General features: G+C 73.4%; 18 protein-coding genes. 9 read left to right on the top strand and 9 right to left on the bottom strand.

Features of this window, described 5'->3' with window-relative positions:
- Window positions 1-5 precede the first annotated feature (5 nt).
- Window positions 6-392 carry a VOC family protein gene (locus C6W10_RS05380; RefSeq protein ID WP_107257052.1) on the top strand — a complete coding sequence of 129 codons (387 nt, stop codon included), beginning with the start codon at window positions 6-8 and terminating at the stop codon, window positions 390-392.
- A gap of 81 nt (window positions 393-473) precedes the next feature.
- On the opposite strand, the gene C6W10_RS05375 is transcribed toward C6W10_RS05380, so the two are convergent.
- The 4 genes from C6W10_RS05375 to C6W10_RS05360 form a co-directional block, all read right to left on the bottom strand.
- The gene (locus C6W10_RS05375) at window positions 474-1,154 is read right to left on the bottom strand and encodes a TMEM175 family protein (RefSeq protein WP_199853874.1); all 681 of its coding nucleotides are present in this window, start codon (window positions 1,152-1,154) and stop codon (window positions 474-476) included.
- Between the two features lie 157 nt (window positions 1,155-1,311).
- A complete protein-coding gene (locus C6W10_RS05370; RefSeq protein ID WP_107257050.1) occupies window positions 1,312-2,295 on the bottom strand; it encodes a transporter in 984 nt (327 codons plus the stop codon).
- Window positions 2,292-3,197: an ABC transporter ATP-binding protein gene (locus C6W10_RS05365; RefSeq protein ID WP_107257048.1), complete on the bottom strand. Its 906-nt coding sequence runs from the start codon at window positions 3,195-3,197 to the stop codon at window positions 2,292-2,294. The genes C6W10_RS05370 and C6W10_RS05365 overlap by 4 nt, the downstream gene beginning before the upstream one ends.
- Complete coding sequence (locus C6W10_RS05360; protein ID WP_107257046.1) at window positions 3,194-3,583, bottom strand: GntR family transcriptional regulator; 390 nt, start codon at window positions 3,581-3,583, stop codon at window positions 3,194-3,196. The genes C6W10_RS05365 and C6W10_RS05360 overlap by 4 nt, the downstream gene beginning before the upstream one ends.
- 232 nt (window positions 3,584-3,815) lie before the next feature.
- Between C6W10_RS05360 and C6W10_RS05355 the strand changes: the two genes are divergently transcribed.
- Entirely contained in the window at window positions 3,816-6,704 is a 2,889-nt protein-coding gene (locus tag C6W10_RS05355; protein ID WP_234361628.1) for a BTAD domain-containing putative transcriptional regulator, read from the top strand.
- 143 nt (window positions 6,705-6,847) lie between these two features.
- Here C6W10_RS05355 and C6W10_RS05350 read toward each other — a convergent pair whose 3' ends face one another.
- Complete coding sequence (locus C6W10_RS05350; RefSeq protein ID WP_107257044.1) at window positions 6,848-8,431, bottom strand: alkaline phosphatase; 1,584 nt, start codon at window positions 8,429-8,431, stop codon at window positions 6,848-6,850.
- A 266-nt stretch (window positions 8,432-8,697) separates the two neighbouring features.
- Between C6W10_RS05350 and msrB the strand changes: the two genes are divergently transcribed.
- Both msrB and C6W10_RS05340 read left to right on the top strand, forming a co-directional pair.
- On the top strand, window positions 8,698-9,159 hold the full coding sequence (gene msrB, locus C6W10_RS05345; RefSeq protein WP_234359417.1) for a peptide-methionine (R)-S-oxide reductase MsrB: 462 nt from the start codon (window positions 8,698-8,700) through the stop codon (window positions 9,157-9,159).
- A gap of 93 nt (window positions 9,160-9,252) precedes the next feature.
- On the top strand, window positions 9,253-10,224 hold the full coding sequence (locus tag C6W10_RS05340) for a hypothetical protein (protein ID WP_159104473.1): 972 nt from the start codon (window positions 9,253-9,255) through the stop codon (window positions 10,222-10,224).
- 38 nt (window positions 10,225-10,262) lie between these two features.
- Here C6W10_RS05340 and C6W10_RS05335 read toward each other — a convergent pair whose 3' ends face one another.
- The 3 genes from C6W10_RS05335 to C6W10_RS05325 are packed head-to-tail and all read right to left on the bottom strand — an operon-like array spanning window position 10,263 to window position 13,226.
- The gene (locus tag C6W10_RS05335) at window positions 10,263-11,387 is read right to left on the bottom strand and encodes an esterase-like activity of phytase family protein (protein ID WP_234361627.1); all 1,125 of its coding nucleotides are present in this window, start codon (window positions 11,385-11,387) and stop codon (window positions 10,263-10,265) included.
- Between the two features lie 51 nt (window positions 11,388-11,438).
- Complete coding sequence (locus C6W10_RS05330) at window positions 11,439-12,608, bottom strand: alpha/beta fold hydrolase (protein WP_107257039.1); 1,170 nt, start codon at window positions 12,606-12,608, stop codon at window positions 11,439-11,441.
- 27 nt (window positions 12,609-12,635) lie between these two features.
- On the bottom strand, window positions 12,636-13,226 hold the full coding sequence (locus C6W10_RS05325) for a TetR/AcrR family transcriptional regulator (protein WP_107257037.1): 591 nt from the start codon (window positions 13,224-13,226) through the stop codon (window positions 12,636-12,638).
- A 715-nt stretch (window positions 13,227-13,941) separates the two neighbouring features.
- Here C6W10_RS05325 and C6W10_RS05320 point away from each other — a divergent pair.
- From C6W10_RS05320 to C6W10_RS05300, 5 genes are all read left to right on the top strand, one after another.
- Complete coding sequence (locus C6W10_RS05320) at window positions 13,942-14,463, top strand: flavin reductase family protein (protein WP_107257036.1); 522 nt, start codon at window positions 13,942-13,944, stop codon at window positions 14,461-14,463.
- A 69-nt stretch (window positions 14,464-14,532) separates the two neighbouring features.
- Window positions 14,533-15,624, top strand: coding sequence for an ABC transporter substrate-binding protein (locus C6W10_RS05315; protein ID WP_107257034.1), 1,092 nt, complete (start codon window positions 14,533-14,535; stop codon window positions 15,622-15,624).
- Entirely contained in the window at window positions 15,621-16,505 is an 885-nt protein-coding gene (locus C6W10_RS05310; RefSeq protein ID WP_107257033.1) for an ABC transporter permease, read from the top strand. The genes C6W10_RS05315 and C6W10_RS05310 overlap by 4 nt, the downstream gene beginning before the upstream one ends.
- The gene (locus C6W10_RS05305) at window positions 16,481-17,251 is read left to right on the top strand and encodes an ABC transporter ATP-binding protein (protein ID WP_107257031.1); all 771 of its coding nucleotides are present in this window, start codon (window positions 16,481-16,483) and stop codon (window positions 17,249-17,251) included. Before C6W10_RS05310 ends, C6W10_RS05305 begins: the two co-directional genes overlap by 25 nt.
- Window positions 17,248-18,606 (top strand): LLM class flavin-dependent oxidoreductase, encoded by a 1,359-nt coding sequence (locus C6W10_RS05300; protein WP_107257029.1) that lies wholly within the window; start codon window positions 17,248-17,250, stop codon window positions 18,604-18,606. Before C6W10_RS05305 ends, C6W10_RS05300 begins: the two co-directional genes overlap by 4 nt.
- 165 nt (window positions 18,607-18,771) lie before the next feature.
- On the opposite strand, the gene C6W10_RS05295 is transcribed toward C6W10_RS05300, so the two are convergent.
- Entirely contained in the window at window positions 18,772-19,500 is a 729-nt protein-coding gene (locus tag C6W10_RS05295; protein WP_107257027.1) for a class I SAM-dependent methyltransferase, read from the bottom strand.
- Between the last annotated feature and the right edge of the window lie 151 nt (window positions 19,501-19,651).

Below are 19,651 nucleotides of genomic sequence, written 5' to 3'. Positions count from 1 at the left end.
CGCTAGTGAAAATCACCTCCTCCGCCGTCTCGCTGAACGTGGCGGACGTCGCCGCCTCCAGCCGTTTCCTCGTCACCCACTTCGGGTTCCACGAGGCGATGGCCGCCGACGGCTTCGCGTCGCTGACCAGGGACGACGTCGGGATGAACGTCGTCTTCCTGCGCCAGGGCCTGCCGACGCTGCCGGCCGACCAGCGTGACGACCACGCCCGTGGGCTGATCCTGGCCTTCGTCGTCGACGACCTGGAGGGTGAACTCGCCCGCCTCCAGGCCGAGGGCGTGACGATCACCATGCCGCTCACCGTCGAGGAGTGGGGCGAGCGGGCCTTTCAGGTCCGCGACCCCAACGGCGTGATCGTGCAGCTCGTCGACTGGAACGGCGCCGAACAGTAGACCGGGCCCATCCGACGGTGGCCCGCCGACCCGGGTCGGCGGGCCACCCGTGCCCCGGCGGCTCGTCGGCCGGATCGGCGGTCAGCTCCCGGCCCCGCCCCGGGTGCGGCCCCGGGAGACGAGCGGCGCGCTGTAGAGGCCGCCACTGGTGAGGCCGTAGAACGGTGGCAGGAGGATGAAGATCACCAGGCTGGCCAGCGGCGTGACCAGGACGCCGAGCAGACCCGCCACGGCGTACAGCACCAGACCGATCACCGCCCGGAGCCGCTCGCTGGGGAAGAACCGCTCGTCGACCCCGTCCACCAGCAGCTCCCGGTGGGTGGCCAGATAGTGGTAGAACGCCAGCCAGCTCGCGGAGAGCACCGCGCCGACCAGCGCGTACAACGCGGCGGCGACCCGCTGGTCGGCGAGGTTGTGTTCCTGTAGCGCCCGCGAGAGCACCGAGGTCGGAAACGGCAGCAGCGCGGTACTGAACAGGACGAGCAGGTTCATCCAGTGCAGCCCTCGATCGGCCCGGCGGATCCGGCCGAAGGTGGCCTTGTGGTTCAGCCAGACGACGGCGATGTACAGGTACGACGCCACGTACGCCGCGTAGCTCGGCCACTGCTCCAGCAGTTCGGAGAGCAGCCGGCCCGGCTCGACCTCCGGCATCCGCAGGTCGAGCACGAGCAGGGTGATGACGATCGCGAGTACGCCGTCGCTGAACCCCTCGGCACGGCCGGTGTCCGTCTCTGCCCCGATGTCCTCGGTTGGCCCACCCACGGCGACCGGCTACCCGGGAGCGGTACCGGTAATCGCCGCCGCCGCACCCCGTCCGCTCCCGGCACCCGGCCGGCTTCGGACGAACCGGCGGAGACGACCTCGGGACGCTCCGCCGGCGACCGGTCCGGGCGGGACCGGCCGCCGACGCCGGGTCGGTTCAGTTCAGGCCGCGCGGGATCCGCCAGAAGGCGAATCCGGCCAGCAGCGCGGCGAGCACCAGATACAGCCCCAGCTCCAGCCACTGGAAGGTCCAGTACCGGTCGGCGGGCTGGTACGACAGGACCATGTGGAAGCCCTTCGACTCCACGCACGCCTTGTGCACGTCCGGGGAGGTGTGCGGGCAGTCCTCGAACTGCTCCCGGTTCGCCGGCTGCCCGGAGGCGTCGAAGAGTTGCGGGTTGCCGGTCAGCACCCAGGCACCGGGTACGGCGAACCCCTCGGTCCGGACCTCGCCGGCCCCGTTGAGCTGTAGCCCCCTGGCGTTGGCGGCGGTCCAGGCGACGGTCTCGGTGACGGCGGGTTGCAGGTGCGGGCGGACCGTCGTCGGGATCAGGATCTGCAACAGGACGAAGCCGGCGAGCAGGATGGCCATCGCGGGGAGGGTCCGGCGGACCAGCAACCCGACGGTGATCCCGGCGACGACCGCGAAGACGGCGTAGCCGAGCGGGGCGATGTTGCGGGCCGGGAAGAGCAGCGGGTCGAACCGGCCCTCGAACAGCCTGTCGTACGGGCTGGCGGCCCAGGTCAGCAAGAGGCTGAGCGCGCCGGTGAGGAGCATCCCGGCCAGGGTGACGAAACCCAGTTTGACGGCCAGCCAGCGGGTGCGGGTGACGCTCTGGTTCCAGACCAGACGGTGGGTGCCGGACTCGAACTCCCGGGCCAGCAGCGGCGCGCCCCAGAACGCCCCGAGGATGCCGGGCACCAGCACGACCAGGAAGCCGGTCAGCAGCAGCGGCGTGAAGTAGGCGTTCTCGAAGACGTCCTTGGCCGCTCCGACGTCGCACCCGGCGCAGCCGACGTTCACCTCGTAGGCGTTGCGGATCCGCAGCCCGAGCACGACCAGGTAGGTGCCGAGGGCGACCAGTACCGCGACGGCGACCAGGGCCTGGCCGCGGAACTGACGCCAGGTCAGCCAGATCATCGGGAGACCTCCAGGGGCTGTGCCGGGTGCGGGGTGCCGGCGGGTTCGGCGGCCCGGGCGAGGTAGGCGAGGACCATCTCCTCCAGGTCGAGGTGTTCGGCGGCGGGCAGGCGGTCGGGCAGCGTGCCGGTGGTGTCCCGGACGATCAGCGTGGTCTGCCGGGCGGTGTGCGTGGCCTGGATGACCTCGGTCCCCGGGGGTGGCGGATCGAGGTCGGCGCGCGCCGCGACCAGCCGGTAGTGGGCGGCGAGCAGTTCCTCCACCTCGCCGGCCAGCTGGACCCGGGAGGCGGCCAGCACGATCAGGTGGTCGCAGACCCGTTCCAGGTCACCGAGCAGGTGGGAGGAGAGCACGACACTGACCTCGAGTTCGGCGACGAACTCCATCAGGCTCTGTAGGAACGCCCGCCGGGCGAGCGGGTCGAGGGCGGCCACCGGCTCGTCGAACATCAGCAGTTGGGGCCGCTTGGCGGCGGCGAGCGTCAGGGCGAGTTGGGCGCGCTGGCCGCCGGAGAGCCGACCGGCCTTCTGGGTCGGATCGAGGCCGACCTGGCCGATCCGCTGCCGTGCCAGCCGGTCGTCCCAGCCGGGGTTCAGCCGGGCGCCCAACCGCAGGTGGTCGCCGACGGAGAGGCCCGGGTAGACCGGGGTGTCCTGGGCGACGAAGCCGACCCTGGCCAGTTGGGCCGTGTCGGCGGCGGGCCGGGATCCGAGCACCTCGATCGTGCCGGCGGTCGGCGCGATCATGCCGGAGGCGAGGTTGAGCAGGGTGGACTTGCCGGCGCCGTTGGGGCCGACCAGGCCGACCACCCGGCCGGCGGGGATGCTCAGGGTCACGTCCGTGAGCGCCGGGCGTCGGCCGTAGCGCTTGCCGAGTGCGTCGGTCCGCAGGACCGGGGTCATGGTTTCACCTCTGTGGCCTTTCGGAATGTGCTCATGAAGAGGGCTTCGATGCTTTCCGCGTCCAGGCCCGCGCGCTGGGCCCGGGAGAGCCACCCGACCAGTTCGGCCCGGAGTGACTCGTGCGCGGCGAGGGAGTCGTCGGTCAGCGTCCGGGTCACGAACGTCCCCACCCCCGGACGGGGTGAGACCAGGCCCTGGTGTTCCAGCTCCCGGTAGGCCTTGAGAACGGTGTTCGGGTTGATCGCCAACCGCGCCACGACCTCCTTGACCGTCGGCAGTTGGTCACCGGCGGAGAGCAGGCCGAGCCGCAGCGCCTGCTGGACCTGCTGGACCAGTTGGAGGTACGGCGCGAGGCCCGAGCGGGTGTCCAGGTGGAATTCGATCACTGCTACCTCTATTTATCTAGTCTCCTAGCACTATAGGTCTACAGCACTGATTGCTGTCAAGGAGAACCCGCCGGCCGGCGCGGCGGGCCGGGCCGACGTTCGGGCGTACGCCCGGAAACCGCCGTTGGTCCGATAGGCACATCAACCGACGCTGATCTAAGTTCGACGGCAGTGGGCGCCGCACCGGATCACCCGCGCGCGGCGGCTGGTGGACGGACGGCGGGGGGCGCTCGTGCGGATTCAGCTGCTCGGTCCGGTACGGGCCTGGCGGGACGACGAACCGCTCGACCTGGGGCCCGCGGCCCGCCGGGTGGTGCTCGGGCTGCTGGCGCTGGCCGGCGGCAGACCGCTACAACGCGCCGAACTCATGAGCGGACTCTGGTACGACCGGGAGCCGCCGACCAGCGCGGCAAACGTCATCCAGACCCACGTCAAGCACCTGCGCCGGCTACTTGAGCCGGAGCGGCGCCCCCGGGACCAGGGCACCGTGTTGCGGCTGGTCGGCGACGGCTATGCGCTGCACGTGCCCGACGCCGGGCTGGACGTCACACGGTTCCGGCAGCGGATCGACGCCGCCACGGCCGCGCAACGGCGTGGCCAGCTCGACGCGGCGGCGGAACTGCTCGGCGAGGCACTGGCGCTGTGGCACGGTGCACCGCTGGCCGACGTACCCGCCCTGGCGAGCCATCCGAAGGTGGTCGCGCTGGTCGGTGAGCGGCAGTCGGCACTCGGCCGGTACGGCGAGGTGATGATCGCCGCCGGTCGGGCGGCCGAGGGGCTGCCGATCCTGGCGGAGGCGGCGGTCGCCGCGCCACTGGACGAGGCGGCGCACGCCCGGCTGATCCGGGCGTACCACGCGGCCGGGCGGCGGGGGCAGGCGTTCGCCGCGTACCACGAGGTGCGCCGGCGGCTCGCCGAGGACCTCGGGGTGGCCCCCGGGCCGGAGCTGGCGGCGGCGCACACCGCGCTGCTGCACGACGAGGAGCCGACCGGCCGACCGACCCGTGCGGAGACGGTGACCGTGCCGGCGGCGGCCCGCAGCGCACCCAGGCCGGCGCAGCTTCCGGCGGACCTGGCCGAGTTCACCGGCCGGACCGCCGAGCTGGCCCGGCTCGACGGGCTGCTGGACCGGGCGACCCGGCCGCCCGGACCGGGCGCGACGGTGATCGCCGTGGTCTCCGGCACGGCCGGGGTCGGCAAGACCACCCTGGCGGTGCACTGGGCACACCAGGTGGCGCACCGGTTCCCGGACGGCCAGCTCTACGTCAACCTGCGCGGCTTCGACCCCGCCGGCCCGGCGGTGGACCCGGCCGAGGCGGTACGGCAGTTCCTCGACGCGCTCGCGGTGCCCGCCGAGCGGATCCCGACCGACCTGGACGCCCAGGCGGCGCTCTACCGCAGCCAGATGTTCCACCGGCGGATGCTGGTGCTGCTGGACAACGCCCGGGACGCCGCCCAGGTCCGGCCGCTGCTGCCCGGCGGTCCCGGCTGCCTGGTCGTGGTCACCAGCCGGGCCCGGCTGGCGGACCTGGTCGCCATCGAGGGTGCCGGACCGGTACCGGTGGACCCGCTGCCGGCCCGGGAGGCCCGCGAACTGCTGCTGCGCCGGATCGGCGGGCCCCGGGCCGGCGACGAGCCGCAGGCGGTGGCCGAGATCCTGGCCCGGTGTGCCGGGCTGCCGCTGGCGCTGGCGATCGTGGCCGCCCGGGTCGCCACCAGCCGGAACCTCTCCCTCGGCGAGCTGGCCGGCCAGTTGCGCCGGGGCGCGGACCGGTTGGACGCGCTGAGCACCGGCGACCCCACCACCGACCTGCGGGCGGTCTTCTCCTGGTCGTACCGGTCGCTGCGCCCCGCCGCCGCGCGCCTGTTCCGGCTGCTCGGCCTGCACCCCGGGCCGGACCTCTCGGCCGCCGCCGCGGCCAGTCTCGCCGGCCGGCCGCTCGCCGAGACCCGCGAGACGCTGGCCGAACTGACCCGGTCCAACCTGGTCGGACAGCGGTCCAACGGCCGGTACGCCCCGCACGACCTGCTGCGGGCGTACGCGGCCGAGGTGGCCGAGCGGATCGACTCGGAGCGGCGGCGCCGGGCCGCCGTCGACCGGCTGCTCGACCACTACCTGCACAGCGGGGACGCCGCCGACGCCCTGCTGCGGACCGAACCGGCTCCCCTCCCGCTCGGCCCGATCCGCCCGGGGGTCAGCCGGGAGCAACCGGTGGACCACCAGCGGGCGCTGGACTGGTTCGCCGCCGAGCGCCCCGTGCTGCTGGCCCTCCTCGACTACGCCGCCGGCACCGGACGGGACACCCAGACGTGGCAGCTCGGCTGGATCCTCGCCACCTACCTGGACCGCAGCAGCCACTGGTACGACCTGGTCGCCACCCAGCGGGCCGCGGTCACCGCCGCGCGCCGGCTGGCCGACCCGGCGGCCCAGGCCGTCGCGCACCGGTTCCTCGCCCGGGCCTACACCCGGCTGGCCCGGCTCGACGACGCCGACGCCCAGCTCCGCAACGCCCTGGAGCTGTACGGCCATGCCGGTGACCAGGTCGGGCAGGGCCACACCCACCTGAACCTGGCGCTGATGTGGGAACGCCGGGGTCGGCTCTCCGAGGCGCTCGACCACGCCCGGCGGGGGCTCGGACTGCTGGAGGCGGCCGGCAACCGGCACGGGGAGGCGCGGGCCCGCAACGCGGTCGGCTGGTGCCTCACCCTGCTGGAGGACCACTCCTCGGCACTGTCCTACTGCGAGCAGGCCCTCGCCCAGCTCCAGGAACTCGACGACCGCAACGGTCAGGCCAACACCTGGGGGAGTCTCGGACGGGTGCACCACCATCTCGGCCACCGGGACCGGTCGGTGCACTGCTACGACCAGGCGGTGCGGCTCTACCGGGCGATCGGTGACCGCCACCTGGAGGGCATCACGCTGTCGCATCTCGGCGACACCCACCACGCCTTCGGCGACCTGCGCGCCGCCGCCGACGTCTGGCGGGAGGCGCTGGAGGTGCTCGGCGAGGTCGACCACATCGAGGCGGGGCAGGTGCGCGGCAAGCTCGCCGGGCTGGACCACCCGGGTCGGGTGGTCGGGACCGTGGTCGGCGCCGACGGGGCGGCCCACCGGTGGTGAGCCGCCCTCGGCCGGGGTGCTCGGCCGCCGGACGGCGGCCGGGGTGCCGGTCGACTCAGAGGCCGGCCGGCAGCCCGAACGCCGCGACGAGGCGCGGGTCGAACGGGCGACATCGGCTGCCGGGGAATCGGCCAACCGTCGGGTCAGCGCGGCGCCGGCAGGGTCGTCGTCCATAGTGAACGGCCGTCCTGGTCCCGCAGGTGCACGGTCAGCGCGCCCGAGGGGCCGTCGATGGCCACCTCGCCGAAGTGCTGGAATCCCTCGGCCGGCGAGGTGTTCGCCCGGGGTGGCGCGTGCACGAAGACCGCCCGGGGGCCGAACGTGCCGTCCAGGGCGTTCGGGCCGAACGCGCCGGCATGTGCCGGCCCCGAGACGAACTCCCAGAACGGCGTGAAGTCGGCGACCGCCGCCCGGGCCGGGTCGTAGTGGTGCGCGGCCGTGTAGTGCACGTCGGCGGTGAGGAAGACGATGCCGCGTACCCCGGCGCGGTGCGTGGCGCGCAGGATCTCGGCGAACTCCAGTTCACGCCCGGCCGGCGCGCCACCGTCGCCCTGGGCGATGCCCTCCTGTGCGGTAGCCCCGTCCGGCACCACCAGGCCGATCGGCAGGTCGGCGGCGATCACCTTCCAGGTCGCCGTCGACCGCTTCAGTTCCCGGACCAGCCACTGCCGCTGTTCGCGGCCGAGCAGTCCGCGCGACGGGTCGGCGTACGTGTTGCCGTCGTTGGGATCCTTGTGCGTGCGCATGTCCAGCACGAAGAGGTCCAGCAGCGGCCCGTACGGCAGCCGCCGGTAGAGCCGCCCGTCGGACGGGGTCGGCACCCACTCGTGGAACGCCTGCCGGGCCCGGGCGGCCAGTACGTCGACCCGGCGCTCGGTGTACCGGACGTCGTCGAGGATCTCGCCGGGGTACCAGTTGTTCGTCACCTCGTGGTCGTCCCACTGGTTGACCTGCGGCACCTCGGCGACGAACGCCCGGAAGTGCTCGTCGAGCAGGTTGTAGGCGAACTGTCCCCGATATTCGGCCAGGGTCTCGGCGACCTTGCTCTTCTCCGGGGTGACCAGGTTGCGCCAGATCCGCCCGTCGGGCAGCGTCACGGTCTCGGCGAGCGGCCCGTCGGCGTAGACGGTGTCGCCGCTGCACAGGTAGAAGTCGGGGCGTACCTTCCGCATGGCGCGGAAGATGCCCATGCCGCCGAGATCGGGCGCGATGCCCCAGCCCTGGCCGGCGATGTCGCCGGTCCAGACGAACCGGATGTCGTCGCGCCGGTCCCCGGGCCCCGGTGCGGTGCGCAGGCTGCCGTCGAGCGGCGCGCTGAACAGGCCGGGCCGGTCCAGGCTCTCCACCCGGGCCCGGTAGTAGAGCCGTTCCCCGGCGGGCAGCCCGGTCAGGCGTACCCGGCCGGTGAAGTCGCCGCGCGGATCCAGCACCGGGCCGCGGAGCCGGCGGGCCCCGCGCAGGTCGGGCCGACGGCTGACCTCCAGGTGCAGCCGTCCCGCCCGGTCCGCCCGGGTCCAGACCACCGCGGAGTGCGCGGTCGCGTCCCCGCTCTGCACCCCGTGGGTCAGCACCGGGCGTCCGCCGGGCCGCCAGCCGGGCGCGCCGGACCGCCCGGCCTGGTCGGGGGCGGCGGTCGCGGCGGCGCCGCCGAGCAGGGCGCCGCCGGCGAGTCCGGCTCCGGTGGTCAGGCCGGCGCGGAGCAGGGTACGCCGATCGAGTGCGGTCATCGGTCCTCCTGGGCTGGGTCCGAACTTTGATCGCCCCGAGGTCTACCGGCCGGACGTTGCCTGACCACCCGGTTTCGGTGACCACCGGCCCAACCGCACGCGAACGACTGCCCCGGGCGACCGGCGACCCGCACCGGCCGGCCGGGTTTCCGGTGCCGCCGGCCGGGTAGCAAACTCCGGCTCTGCCGCCCGCGCGACCAGCGCCCGCCGGTGGCGGTGCAGTGCCCGGCGTACCCGTCCGGGCAGGATCCGGGCAAGGAGGACTGGTGGTGTCGAAGGAGTACCGCAAGGACCCGGAGGCGATTTCCCGGCTGTCCGAGCAGCAGTACCACGTCACCCAGGAGAGCGGCACGGAACCGCCGTTCCGGAACGCCTACTGGGACAGCAAGGAACCCGGCATCTACGTCGACGTCGTCTCCGGCGAGCCGCTGTTCGCCTCCGTCGACAAGTACGACAGCGGTACCGGCTGGCCGAGTTTCACCGCCCCGATCGAACCGGCGAACGTGGTGCAGATCGACGACACGACTCTCGGGATGGTCCGTACCGAGGTGCGGTCGGCGCACGGGGACAGCCATCTCGGCCATCTCTTCGACGACGGCCCACGGGACCGGGGCGGGATGCGGTACTGCATGAACTCGGCCTCGTTGCGCTTCGTACCGCTGGCCGACCTCGAACGCGAGGGCTACGGCGAGTACCGCCGGCTCTTCGACGGCGCCGACGGGAGCTGACCCGCCGCCCGTCGGTGGGGGTCGGCGCGGCGGGGTCCGGCGGGGTCGTGACGGCCAGCGGGGGGCGGAGGCGACCTGATAGTGTCCGCCGCCGTGACACTGCCGAGCGACATGAACCTGGCCTGGTCCGACCCGGTGCTGCAACACGCGGTCGACGCCCTGGCCTCCGGTGACCCGATCCCGGGTTACCGGGCCCTGGCCGAGAGCGCCGGTGACCCGGACCGCCGTGAACTCTACGTCGACGTGCTGGGTGACGTCGGAGCCGCGCGGCTCGGCATCCTGCGGGCCGAGGCGGAACGGGCCGCCGACGACCCGCACTGGTGGCTGTTGTCCGGCTCCGCCATGCGGTCCGCCGCGTGGGCGGCCCGTGGCGCGGCACAGATGAAATACACCTCGGAGCGGCAGGTACGCGGGTTGCTGGAGCTGTCCCGCGAGTCCCGCGACATGTTGCGACTGGCGGCGAAACTGGCGCCGGACGATCCGGTGCCGTGGACGGTCATGCAGAGCATCGCCAAGGCGGCCCCGATCCACCCGGACGAGCCGCACGCGGTCTGGAACCGGCTGCTCGCGCTCGCCCCGGACTCCTTCCTCGGCAACCACCAGCGGCTGAGCATCCTGTGCCGCAAGTGGTACGGCAGCACCGACCAGATGCTCGGCTTCACCCGTGAGCGCCGCACCACCCTGCCGGACGGGCACCCGCTGTGGTCGCTCGCGCCGCAGGCGTACATCGAGGTCTGGGTCGACGGCTGGATGGTCGGCAACATGGCGACCCGGATGTACCGGGTGATGACCAGCGGCCCGTTGAAGAAGCGCGCCGCGCGGGCCGAGGTCGACGCGGCGTCGGACCGGTTCCTCGCCGGTGCCGCCGCCTACGCCGACCATCCCTGGCTGATGGTGGCGCACCAGATGTTCGGCGCCTACTACAGCAGGGCGGGAGTGCGCGACCGGGCCCGGACCCACCTGGAGCGCGGCGGTGACCGGGCGTCGTCCTGGCCGTGGGGCTACTTCCCGGGGGAGCAGCAGGCCGCGCTGACCAGTGCCAGGCGGTCGGTGGGGCTCGGCTAGCGCCGCCCGGGACCGATTGCCCGGGCGGGGAGTGCCGGCTATCGACCTCGGCCGGACGGCCGGCGGCGGGCCCGCCAGATGGCGAATCCGCCGACCGCCACCAGGAGCAGCAGGGTCAGCGCGACCGCGCCGACGAACCGGCCGGGCAGGTCCTGGCTCGACTCCGCCGCCCGGTCCCGGTCGGGTCGGGTGTCGTCGGGTACCGCCGGGGTGGCGGCACCGGGCGACGAGGAGGGCTTCGGCTCCCGATCCGCCAACGGATAGCGCAGCAGCACCGGGTCAGCGGCGGACTCGCCCTCCGCCTTCTCCGAGAGGGTCAGCAGTGCCGTGCCGTCCGGGCCGTACGTGACCGTCTCACCCTGCGGTTCGTCGGGCAGCGGGATGACCCGGGGCGTCCCCTGCGTGACAGCGCGGACCACGTCGCCGTCGGTGACGTCGAACTCCAGGGCGTCGGCGTAGGTGCGCAGTACCACCCGGCTGCCGTCCGGGGCGACCGCGCCGCCGGTGACGAGCTGCCGTCCGAAGATCGAGAAGGGGTTGCTGGTGCTGCTCCTCGGCAGGGTGAACTGGCCGACCCTGCGCAGCGGGGTGGTCTGGCCGGCCCGCAGGCCCCGGGCCGGGGCGTAGAGCCCCGGGGTGCCGGAGTCCTTGGTGACGATGATCGGGGTGCCGTCGCCGGAGAGCAGCAGCGCCTCCGCGTCGTGCGCGCCGTCCGGATAGCTGACCCGGTGCAGTACCGGCGACTTCGCGCCCGGGGACAGTTTCCAGAGCGCCGCGGTCTCGCGTACCCGGTCGTTGTCGCCGATGTCGCCGACCCAGATGGTGCCGTCCGGCGCCCGGGCCAGGTCCTCGGTGTCCCGGGGCCGCGACGGATAGCGGACGGTACGGGTGACCGCACAGTCCCGGTCGAGGAAGAAGATCCGCCGCCGGTTGTCCACATCGGAGCTGTCGTTGACCACCACGTAGCCGTCGTCGGTGGCGGCCAGCCCGGACACCTCGGGCAACCGTTCGTCCTCGATCGTGCAGACCGGGGTGCCGGCGGCGGCCCGGGCACCGGCCGCGACCTGCCCTGGTGGCTGCCCGGCGGCGGCCGGCTCGCCCGCCGCGCCGCCCGCCGGAAGCGCCAGTACCGCCGCAGCCACGAGGATCACCAGGCGCCGCATCCGGCAAGTGTGGCACGGGGTTTCACGTTTCGGGCCGCTACCCGTCGGGGGTCAGCCCATCGCGGGACCGCCGCCGGTCAGAGCACCTCCCGTGGTAACGGAGGCGTCTCCTCCCGCCCCGCCGGGGGCACCTGACCGGCGCCGGGCGGCGTCGTCCGGGGCCGGACCGGTGCCGGCGGTGCCGCGGGATTCCGCGTAGCTCCCGTTCGCGGTCCCGTGCTCGCCCGTGCTCGCGGTTTCGTGCTGGCTCGTGCTCTCGGTTTCGTGCTGGCTTGCCGTCCCGGGTTCCGGCTCGGTGTCGTGGACGAAGTCGACCACCCGGCGTACGACGTCGGGGTCGGCCAGGATGCGCACGTGCCCGAGCCCGGTGGTGCGGTGCAGCCGGCCGGGCCAGGCGGTGGCGATGGTGACGCCGTCGGCCGGGTCCACCTCACGGTCCTTGCGGTCCTGCACGACCAGCAGCGGCGGGAGTTCGCCGGCCGCGCGAGCCCGGGTGCCCAGGTCGTAGTCGGCGATCGGCCGGCCGACCAGCGACTCCATCGCCGCGACGAGCCGGTCACCGACCTTCGGGCCGATGCCGAGCGTCCGCCGGAACGCCTGGATGTAGGGGAGAGGGTCGGCCATTGGTGCGATCATCACCAGCCGGTGCACCGCCAGCCCGTCGAGGACGGCGAGCCCGCTCGCGGTGGCGCCGAGCGAGTGGGCGAGCACGGCGTGCGCCGGGCCGTGCGCCCGGACGACCGCCACCAGCGCGTCGGCGAACTCGGCGAGGGTGCCCCGGTGCGGGCCGAGCGCGCCCGGTCCGGACCGGCCGTGGCTGGGCGCGTCCCAGGCGACCACCCGGTATCCGGCCGCCACCAGCGTGGGGACGAAGCCGTGCAACTGACTGGCCGAACCGCCCCAGCCGTGCGCCAGGTAGACGAGGGGGCCGCTGCCCCAGGCCCGGCCGGTGACCGTACTGCCGTTGACGTCGACGGTGAACGGGGCGCCGTCGTACGGGCCGGTGAAGGTGGCGGCTCCGCCCGGTCCGGCCGGCACGGTGGGGGCGGTGGTACGCCGACGGGGCGGGGTGCACCAGAGCCGCAGCGCGAGCCGGCCGCCGGCCTCCGGCGCGAGGTGTTCGAGGGCACCGAAGAGGACCCGCGACCCGCCGATGACGACGGCGCGACTAAAGGAACGAACGATCGTGCTTTTTTTGCGCCGGACGTGTGAGCTGGCCATGACGGGCTCCTCGGGGTTGTGGTGCGTTCAGTCGGACTTCGGTCGTGCGGCGTCCAGCAGGGCCTCGAAAGCCTGCCGGGTCCAGGTCTCGGTGCGCGGGTCGTTCAGCAGGCGTCGCGCGTGGAAGGCGCCGAGCATGACGCTGTGCAGGTCGTGGGCGAACCGCTCCGGATCGGCGGCCTCGTCGAACTCGCCCTCGGCGATCCCGGTCCGGAAGATCTGCGCGATGACGTCGGCGAGGTCCTTGTGGTCGGCGACCAGTTGGTCCCGGACCGCGCCCGGCTGGTCGTCGAACTCGGTGGAGGCCGAGACGAAGAGGCAGCCGGCGGCGAAATCGAAACTGCCCACCCAGTTCTCGAAGAGGGCCCGCAGTCGGGCCTCACCCCGGGGGGCGCGCAGTGCGGGACGGACCACCTCGGCGCTGAAGGCGTCCCGGGCGTAGGCGAGCACCTGGAGGTGCAGCGCCTCCTTGGAGCGGAAGTGTGCGAACAGCCCGCTCTTGGACATGTCCAGCCGGGCGGCGAGCGAGCCGATCGTCAGGCCGCCGAGACCGAGCCGGCTGGCGACCTCGGTCGCCTCCGCCAACACCGCCTGTCGGGTGGCCGCACCCTTGCTCACCCGGCATTGATAGCACGGTCGTTCGCCTCCTGCCAAGGGTCAGCCCGCCGGGGGAGGGGCGACCCCGCCGGGTCGGTGCGGCTCCCGGTTGCGATATCTCCAAAACCCCATCGGCTTAGTAGGTTGGCGGTCCCGGACCCGCCACTTCCGGCATCGCCGAAGTCACGTGGTTGTTCAGCTGCTGTTACCTGGGGCAGGTCGCGAGCGTTGTGGATGTTTCGCGCCCGTCATCCGTCCCGATGATGGCTCGGATCCGGCCGATTCTCACACTATGGAAGGGCGTTGACCGGTCCCCGGGGGCGCCGCAGGATGGATCACATGCAGCGGCGATTCATCCTCCACCTCGTCAGCCGGCTGCACATCGACCTGGTGCGTCACGCCAGCGCGGGCTGTCCCCGCTGACCTCGACCGCCCCGGCTCTCCGCCGGTCGCGGCGCCGGGCCGCCGCTGATCACGCCGCCCGCTGATCCACCACACGTCACCCCGCCGCACACCGTCGTGCGGGCGACCACACCCTCGTCGGCCCGGCGGCCGCCGGATCCGCTCCGCCGCGCACCGGCCGGCACCACCGCCCGCCCTCGTGCACCGCCGCACACCCGCACCCCCTCGTGCACCACTCCGCCGGTGCCGGTACCCACCCTCCAGAGTGGACCGGCAGCGGGGATGGTCGCTGCCCATCTGCCGCCGTCGCGGCCGTACGGCTAGGAGAGACGCCATGACCATCACCGACGTGACCCCGACAGAGGCACCCGCGCAGAGCCCGATCGACGGGACCCGGTTCCGGGCGCTGCTGCGCCGGCAGGCCGCCGCGGTGACCGTGGTGACCGCGGCCGGAGAACCGCCGGTCGGCTTCACCGCCACCTCGTTCACCTCGGTCTCGCTGCACCCGCCGCTGGTCTCCTTCTGCCTGTCCCGAGCCTCGTCGAGCTGGCCGACGGTGGCCCGTACCGGGCACGTCGCCGTACACCTGCTGGCGCGTGGACAGCACGAGGTGGCCCGTACCTTCGCGACCAGCGGCATCGACCGGTTCGCCGAGCATCCCGGCTGGCGACCCGGCCCGTACGGGGTGCCGCTGCTGGACGGGCCGGTGGCCTGGCTGGTCTGCCGGGTCGCCGAGCGGGTGGTCGCCGGTGACCACGCGATCGTGCTGGCCGAGCCGCTGGCCGGCGAACACACCGAGGACGGCGACGCGCCGCTGCTCTACCACATGGGGCGCTACGCCTCCCTCGCCGCCTGAACACCCCCCCGCACCCCTCCCTCGATCCAGTCCGCCGGCCCGACCGGGCCCGTCGCACAGGAGTCCGCCATGCCATCTCCACCCCATCCCGCCTTCCCTCGACCGGGGGCGCCGCTGCTCCGTCGACGTACCCTCCTCGGCGCCGCCCTCGGGGTGGCCGCCGCCGGGCTCGCCGGCTGTGCCGGCGACGACGCCCCCACCGTCCGGCTGGCCTTCGACGCGCCACTGCCGGCCGAGGTGCCCGACGGCACGGTGCTTCGGGTCGGCGACAAGGAGATCCAGAAGGCGATCGAGTTCTCCGGCGAGGCCGAGAGGTTCAGCTTCGAGGTCTCCTGGGCGAACATCAGCGGCGGGCCGGAGACCCTGGAGGCGTTCCGGGCCGACGCGCTCGACGTCGGCGCGGTCGCCGACATCCCGCCGATCCACGCCGCCTGGACCGGGCTGCCCACCCGGATCGTCGCGGCCAAGTTCCGGCAGGACCCGGTCAACCACCCGATCTACCAGCTCGGCATCGCCCCCGGTGCCGGCGTCGCCAGCCTCGCCGACCTGCGCGGCAAGCGGATCGCCTACAGCCCCGGGCAGGCCCAGGGCGCGCTGGTGCTGCGGGTGCTGCACCGGGCCGGACTGGCCAAGGACGACGTCAGGCTGGTGGAACTGGCCAGCACCGGCGACGTGTACCCGACCGCGCTGGCCAGCCGGCAGGTCGACGTGGCGCCGATCGGCGGCATCAACATCAAGCGCTACCTGTCGAAGTACGGCAGGGACGGCGGCACCGCCATCTCGCACGGCCTGCGCGACGACCCCGGCCACCTCTACGCCCCCGAGCGGGTACTCCAGGATTCCGCGAAGGCGGCGGCGATCCGCGAGTACGTGCAGCGCTGGGCGCGGGCCTGGCTGTGGATCGAACGGAACCCGGACGAGTGGATCGACCGGTACTACGTCAAGGACCAGGGACTGTCCGAGCAGGACGGTCGATGGCTGGTCGAAAACGCCGGGGTACCGGAGATCCCGGCCGGGTGGGACGAGGTGATCGCCCGGCACCAGCAGACCGTCGACCTGCTCGCCAAGGAGACCGGCAACCGGCCGCTGGACGCGGCCGACCTGTACGACCGGCGCTACGAGCCGCTCGGCGCCGCCGCGTTCCGGGAGGGACCGAAGTGACGACCCAGGTTGACCCGCTGACCGCCCGACCGGGCCCGGCAACGGTCCGCAGACCGCTGCGGAGGCCGGCGGCTCCCGCCGTACCCCGATCGCAGGCCCGCCATCGACGACGGCTCGGACCGGGCCGGCCGATCCCGTTCGGCGCGGCCGTCGGGCCGCTGCTGCTGCTCACGGTCTGGTCGATCGGGTCACTGACCGGCCTGCTCGACGAACGAACCCTGTCGGCGCCGTGGACGGTGCTGGCCACCACCGGCGACCTGATCGCCAGCGGGCGGCTCCAGGAGAGCCTGCTGATCTCCACCCAGCGGGCCGGACTCGGCCTGGTCTTCGGGGTACTGATCGGCACGGTGCTCGCCCTGGTCGCCGGGCTGAGCCGGTGGGGCGAGGCGGTCATCGACGGGCCGGTCCAGATCAAGCGCGCGATCCCCGCGCTGGCGCTGCTGCCGCTGCTGATCCTCTGGCTCGGCATCGACGAGCGGATGAAGGTCATCACCATCGTGCTCGGCGTCTTCGTCCCGGTCTACATCCACACCCACAACGGACTGCGCGGCATCGAGGCGCGCTACGTGGAGCTGGCCGAGTCGCTGCGGCTCAGTCCCGCCCAGTTCGTCCTCCGGGTGGTGCTGCCGGGCGCGCTGCCCGGCTTCCTGCTCGGCCTGCGCTTCGCGGTGGTCTCCGCCTGGCTCGCCCTGGTGGTGGTCGAACAGATCAACTCGACCAGCGGGATCGGCTACCTGATGGAGCTGGCCCGACAGTACGGCCAGACCGACATCATCATCGTCGGTCTGGTGCTCTACGGCATCCTCGGACTGCTCTCCGACGGCGCCGTCCGGCTCGTGCAGAGGAGGGCACTGTCATGGCGACGCACCCTGGCGGACTGACCGTCGACACCCAGGGCGACCCCGGCTCCCGGCCGGTGGTCCGGGTGCGGGGCCTGAACCGGCGCCTCGGCGGGCGTACCGTGCTCGACGGGCTCGACCTGGAGATCCGCGAGAACGAGTTCGTCGCCCTGCTGGGGCGCAGCGGCTCCGGCAAGAGCACCCTGCTGCGGGCGCTGGCCGGGCTCGACCCGGACGTGCCCGGCGCCGGTGAGGTCGACGTACCGGCCAACTCCTCGGTGATCTTCCAGGACGCCCGGCTGCTGCCCTGGCAGCGGGTACTGGCCAACGTGGTCCTCGGGTCGAGGGGTGCGGCGGCGTACCGGCGCGGTCAGGAGCGACTCGCCGAGGTCGGGCTGGCCGGGCGGGAACGGGCCTGGCCCAACCAGCTCTCCGGCGGCGAACAGCAGCGGGTCGCGCTGGCCCGTGCGCTGGTCGGCGAGCCGAGACTGCTCCTCGCCGACGAGCCGTTCGGCGCGCTGGACGCGCTGACCCGGATCCGGATGCACCGCCTGCTCCGCGAACTCTGCCAGCGGCACCGGCCGGCGGTGCTGCTGGTCACCCACGACGTCGACGAGGCGGTCGCGCTCGCCGACCGGGTACTCGTGCTCGACGAGGGCCGGATCACCGTCGACACCCCGATCGAACTGCCGGCGCCGCGCCAGCACCGGCACCCGCGCTTCCTGGAACACCGCGAGCGGCTGCTCGCCGCCCTTGGCGTCACCTGGACCGAGGAGAACCCCCGATGAGTCGACGACCGGGCACCCTGCACCTGAACGCCTTCCTGATGGGGATCGGGCACCACGAGGCGGCCTGGCGGCTGCCGGAGAGCGACCCGTTCGCACACACCGACGTCCGGCACTTCCAGGAACTGGCCCGGATCGCCGAGCGCGGCAAGCTCGACTCCGTCTTCCTGGCCGACAGCCCGGTGCTGTGGAACAACGTCGGCCGCCGACCGTCGGGGGCACTGGAGCCGACCGTACTGCTCACCGCGCTGGCCGGGGTGACCGAGCAGATCGGACTGATCGCGACCGCGTCGACGACCTACAACGAGCCGTACAACCTGGCCCGGCGGTTCGCCTCGGTGGACCACGTCAGCGGCGGCCGGGCCGGTTGGAACATCGTCACCACCGCCGGTGTGGACGCGGCCCGAAACTTCAACCTGGACGAGCTGCCCGCACACCGGGACCGCTACGAGCGCGCCGCCGAGTTCGTCGAGGTGTCCCGCAAGCTCTGGGACAGCTGGGCCGACGACGTCGCGCTCGGCGACAAGGCGGCCGGGGTCTGGGGCGACCAGGAGCGGATCTTCCCGCCTCGGCACGTCGGGCGGTTCTTCAAGGTGGCCGGGGCGCTCAACGTGCCGCGTTCGCCGCAGGGCCATCCGCTGCTGGTCCAGGCCGGTTCTTCCGACGACGGCAAGGAACTGGCCGCCCGGTACGCCGAGGCGGTCTTCACCGCCCAGCAGACCCTGGCCGAGGCGCGGGCCTTCTACACCGACCTGAAGGCCCGGACCCGGGCGCTGGGGCGGGACCCGGAGGGGATCAAGATCCTCCCCGGCATCGTGCCGGTACTCGGCGCCACCGAGGCGCAGGCGCACGCCCTGGCCGACGAGCTGGATCGGCTGATCGTCCCGGAGCACGCCAAGCGGCAGCTCGCGGTCACGCTCGGCATCTCCCCGGACGACCTGCACCTGGACCGGGAACTGCCGGCAGACCTGCCGGACGAGGAGCAGATCGAGGGGGCGAAGAGCCGCCGTACCCTGGTCGTCGCGCTGGCCCGCCGGGAGCGGCTGACCGTACGCCAGCTCATCGGGCGGCTCGGCGGTGGACGCGGGCACCGCACCTTCGCCGGTACGCCGGAGCAGGTCGCCGACGCGATCGAGGAGTGGTGGCAGCACGGGGCCGCCGACGGCTTCAACGTGATGCCGCCGGTGCTCCCCTCCGGGCTGGTCGCCTTCGTCGAGCAGGTGGTGCCGATCCTGCAACGGCGGGGACTGTTCCGTACCGCCTACTCCGGTCGTACCCTGCGGGACAACTACGGCCTGCCCCGCCCCGCCAACCGGTTCCGGGCCGAGGCCCTCGCGGGTTCGGTCGCGCGGGGCTGACCGCGGTTTCGTCGCCGGCCGGCTCGGCCGCCGGCTCCGGCACCGCCCGGCCCCGGGGCGGGCAGCTTGAGTGCGGCGGCGAGGCGGAGACGCCCCCGTCGACCCTCGGCCACGGGGACCGACCGGCACCGGGCATCACCGGCTGTCCCGGTGGCGCCGGGCGGGTCAGGGCGAGCGGCGGGCGACGAAGACGAACTCCCGGCCGGGCCGGTCCGGTGCGTCGCGCACGTCGAGGACCCGGTAGCCGTTGGCGGCGAGGCTCGCCGCCACCTCGTCGCGCTCCCGGAACCGCAGCGTGGAGTCCGAGGTGACGACCGTGCCGTCGGCCAGGAACCGGTAGACGTACCGGAAGGAGACGAACGGGAGGCCGACCTCGGTGACCTCCAGGCGTCGCTGCACCGGACCGGTGCCCGGGATCTCCAGGGTGACCGGGTCCACCGTGGCCGCCCACTCCTGCCAGGCACGGCGTTCCGGTCGCCGGGTCTCGAAGACGAGGTGGCCGGCCGGGCGGAGCGCGGCGCGGATGCCCCGGAGGGTCCGCGCCCAGTCGTCGTCGGTCAGGAAGACCTGGGCGACGTTTCCGGTCATCGTGGCCAGGTCGGCCTCGACCGGTGGCATTGCCGTGCAGTCACCGTGGATCCAGCGGACCGTCCCCGCCGGGTCCTTGCCGCGCGCAACCTGCAACGACGCCTCGGCCGGGTCGACGCCGACCACCGAGCGGCCGTGCCGGGCGAGCAGGATCGCCAGCGATCCGGTGCCGCAACCGACGTCGAGCACCGTCTCCGCGCCCAGTTCGTCGGCGATCGCGAGATAGCCGGCGAGGTCGTCGCGGTCGCCGTCGAAGGCGTCGTAGACGGCTGCGAGCAGCGGGTGGGCAAAGATCGGGTCCGGCATTCCATCACCCTTGGTCAAGGTTCGGGCGCGCTGCGTGAGGCGACCCTCCGGAGCCGGTGCCGGGTGGCTTCGCCTCGCGCTCCGGTGCAGGTCGCGGCGGTGAGATCCGTCATCCCGGTTAGGCGCGGCAGGTCGGGAATCGTAAGGTTAG

It is taken from the genome of Plantactinospora sp. BB1, assembly GCF_003030385.1.
Taxonomy (GTDB): Bacteria; Actinomycetota; Actinomycetes; order Mycobacteriales; family Micromonosporaceae; genus Plantactinospora.
The sequence above is the reverse complement of the archived record's forward strand: the minus strand, read 5'-3'. Positions and strand labels throughout refer to the sequence as shown.

Excerpts from the sequence above, each read along its gene's own strand:
- C6W10_RS05350 (WP_107257044.1), bottom strand. The coding sequence starts at position 8,431 with ATGACCGCACTCGATCGGCGTACCCTGCTCCGCGCCGGCCTGACCACC.
- C6W10_RS05335 (WP_234361627.1), bottom strand. The coding sequence starts at position 11,387 with ATGCGGCGCCTGGTGATCCTCGTGGCTGCGGCGGTACTGGCGCTTCCG.
- C6W10_RS05370 (WP_107257050.1), bottom strand. The coding sequence starts at position 2,295 with ATGATCTGGCTGACCTGGCGTCAGTTCCGCGGCCAGGCCCTGGTCGCC.
- C6W10_RS05330 (WP_107257039.1), bottom strand. The coding sequence starts at position 12,608 with ATGGCCAGCTCACACGTCCGGCGCAAAAAAAGCACGATCGTTCGTTCC.
- C6W10_RS05315 (WP_107257034.1), top strand. The coding sequence starts at position 14,533 with ATGCCATCTCCACCCCATCCCGCCTTCCCTCGACCGGGGGCGCCGCTG.
- C6W10_RS05300 (WP_107257029.1), top strand. The coding sequence starts at position 17,248 with ATGAGTCGACGACCGGGCACCCTGCACCTGAACGCCTTCCTGATGGGG.
- C6W10_RS05365 (WP_107257048.1), bottom strand. The coding sequence starts at position 3,197 with ATGACCCCGGTCCTGCGGACCGACGCACTCGGCAAGCGCTACGGCCGA.
- C6W10_RS05295 (WP_107257027.1), bottom strand. The coding sequence starts at position 19,500 with ATGCCGGACCCGATCTTTGCCCACCCGCTGCTCGCAGCCGTCTACGAC.
- C6W10_RS05305 (WP_107257031.1), top strand. The coding sequence starts at position 16,481 with ATGGCGACGCACCCTGGCGGACTGACCGTCGACACCCAGGGCGACCCC.
- C6W10_RS05320 (WP_107257036.1), top strand. The coding sequence starts at position 13,942 with ATGACCATCACCGACGTGACCCCGACAGAGGCACCCGCGCAGAGCCCG.